The following is a 2,618-nucleotide window of genomic DNA, read 5'->3' as shown; positions in this document are numbered from 1 at the left end:
GTGTCAACGGCCATCTTGATGCCCAGATAGGTGGCCGTGAGGTGTCCAGGCTGGTGGCCATCAGAAACCCAGGCATGCGGCCAGCGGTGTTCCCGGGGCGGGGTCAGTTCAAGGGGACCACTCCCTTCCCGGCAAGTGCCTCGGCAAGGCGGTGCGAGTCCCCGGTGGTGGTCACGAGGTGAGCGTGGTGCATGAGGCGATCGGTGGATGCTCCTGCGAGGGTCTTCGGCATGATCGTGTCGAAGCCCGAGGGATGAATGTTGCTGGTCACCGCGATGGAACGACGCTCGTAGGCAGCATCGATGATCCGGTAGAACGCCTCGGCGGCGTCCTCACCGACCGGCAATAGGCCAATATCATCAATCACGATGAGATCGGCCCGGCAGATGCGGGCGACGGTGCGCGCGGTGGACCCGTCGACCTTCGACTTCCCGATCGCGGCACTCAGCGTTTCCAAGGTGAACCACGACACCCGCAGGTCCTTCTCGATCGCGGCCTGGGCCAGTCCCTCGGTGAAGTGGCTTTTCCCGGTTCCGCTCGGGCCGGCGATCACCAAGTTCTCCGCGCGGCCGATCCATTCCAGGGTGATCAGAGAGTTCTGGGTGGGCTCGGGGATGGTGGAGTCCTCGGCTCGCCAGGATCCCAGCGTCTTGCCGGTCGGGAAGTTCGCCGAGGACCGCCGAAGCCGCCTCGTTGCCGCGTCACGACCGGTGACCTCCTCGGATATCAGCAACCGCAGGACCTCGGCAGGGTCCCAGCGTTGCGCGCGGGCGGTGGCCAGGACGTCGGGGGCCGCCTTGCGCATATAGGGCAGCCGCATGCGACGCATGAGCTTGTCGAGTTCCTCAGGGATGGCGGGCGGGTTGGGAAAACTCATGGGGGTGCCGTTCTCTTGCGTGGCGTGAGTTCAAAAGGCAGTGCTGGGGAAGGAGTTGGTCAGCGACCCAGGGCCTGCCAGCCGATGGTTCCGTTCTGAACGGAGTGGGCCTCGTCCGCGCGGACGACCTCGCCGGCGGGCTTGCTGTCCGCGAGGTGCCCCAGGATCGAGAGCAGGTCGCCGTCGGCGAAACGCCCGGCCGTGGCCGCGAGGCCGAGGGCCTGGTCGACTTTGTCGTGGCCCAAAACGGTGGCCAACTCGACCGCGCGGGCCATCTTGGCGCGGATGCGAACCGCTCCGGCGGGACCGGCTTCCTTGAGCCACCGGCCCGCGCCGGGGCCGATGCCCACGAACGCGATCTCTGCCTCCGAGCGCGGCTGCAACCGCGGCTGGTGGACGGATCGGCCGTTGGGGTGGTCGGGATAGTGCTCGTCGATGATCTGCGGAACCCCGGGAGTGGAGAGTTGATGGCGCCAAATCTCCGACAGATCACCCGAGTTGGTCCGGGCGGTGATGGACAGTTCCTCGCCGACGACCCGGCACCACACCTTCGCGCCGGTATATCCCGGCGGAGTCGAATAGCGCACCGCGTTGAAGCTAATAGTGCGGTCCGAGCCGACCAGCCTCTCCTCGCCCAGCGCAAGCGCGAGCGGCTCGATGGGCAGAACATGCAACGTGGCGCGTTCGACATCCAGGCGGCTCGCAGGTATCTGCCCGGTCGCCCGATGACGACGCGAGTTCACCCCATCGCACCAGGTCCGGCAGGCATCCGCGAGCTCGGCGAACGAGTCGTAGGCGGGCAGCAGGTTCGCGCTCGTGGGCACCAGGTCGGCCTTCGCGATCCTGACCGTGGCCTCCGCTCCGCCCTTCGATTCTGGATCGTAAGGGACACAACTGACCACCTGGCAGCCGTAGTGCCGGCCCGCGGCGACCATCTGCGGGTGGCGCACCGGGATGCCGGCGATGTGCTCGACGGTCACCGTCTTCGCGTTGTCGGTCAGCACATAGGTGGGTGCCCCGCCGATCCGTCGCAGCGTGGTGTCCAGGCAGGCGATCAGCGTGCCCAACGTGCAGTCCCAGACCGGGAGGACGACCCGGTAACGCGACCAGGACAGCCATGCGCAGAACAGCCAGGTCCGCCGCCCTGCGATGCGCGGGCCCTCGCCCCAGTCGAACTGCAGCCACCGGCCCGGCTCGGGAATCCACGGCCGGTAGGTGCGGCGCTTGCCCGCCTTCCAGGCCGTCTTCGCCGCGGTCACCGCCCGCCGCGTGGAACGGGCGCTGCCGCGGTAGCCCATTATCACCAGCTTCTCGTGGACCACGTCGGCGCGGATCGTCGCCCTCGACTGCTCGACCCACTCCTCGACCTTCTCCAGGAATGCGTCGATCATCTTCGGCCGCGGCTCTCGCTCATAGGGATTGCGCCCGCTGGCGCGGGCCTCGACATAGCGCTTGACCGTCTTCGGATCGTGTCCTGCCAAGGCCGCCGCCGACCAGACCGTCCCGGTCAGGTCGTATGCCTCAAGGATTTCCATGATCTCTCTGTCAGACTTCGTCACAGGACCTCTCCGGCCGGTTCGCTGTTGCTCGCAAACACCAGCAAACCGGACGGAGGGGTCTCCTCGATATAAGGAAGCGATCAGGAACACCACAGGTCAGACGGCCATCCACCGGGAATTCTGGTGGCCATCAGCCTGGACTCAACTGGCCGCACACCTGGACTTTGCCACGGCCGCCGACA

General features: G+C 66.9%; 2 protein-coding genes. Both read right to left on the bottom strand.

Annotated elements, in window-relative coordinates; genetic code table 11:
* Positions 1 to 103: 103 nt before the first annotated feature.
* The gene (gene istB, locus BIV57_RS22670; protein ID WP_071658744.1) at positions 104 to 877 is read right to left on the bottom strand and encodes an IS21-like element helper ATPase IstB; all 774 of its coding nucleotides are present in this window, start codon (positions 875 to 877) and stop codon (positions 104 to 106) included.
* Positions 878 to 936: 59 nt separating this feature from the next.
* The gene (istA, locus tag BIV57_RS22665; protein WP_071658745.1) at positions 937 to 2,412 is read right to left on the bottom strand and encodes an IS21 family transposase; all 1,476 of its coding nucleotides are present in this window, start codon (positions 2,410 to 2,412) and stop codon (positions 937 to 939) included.
* Positions 2,413 to 2,618 lie beyond the last annotated feature (206 nt).

Source organism: Mangrovactinospora gilvigrisea (assembly GCF_001879105.1).
Lineage (GTDB): Bacteria > Actinomycetota > Actinomycetes > Streptomycetales > Streptomycetaceae > Mangrovactinospora > Mangrovactinospora gilvigrisea.
This window is presented reverse-complemented; position numbering and strand designations above follow the sequence as displayed.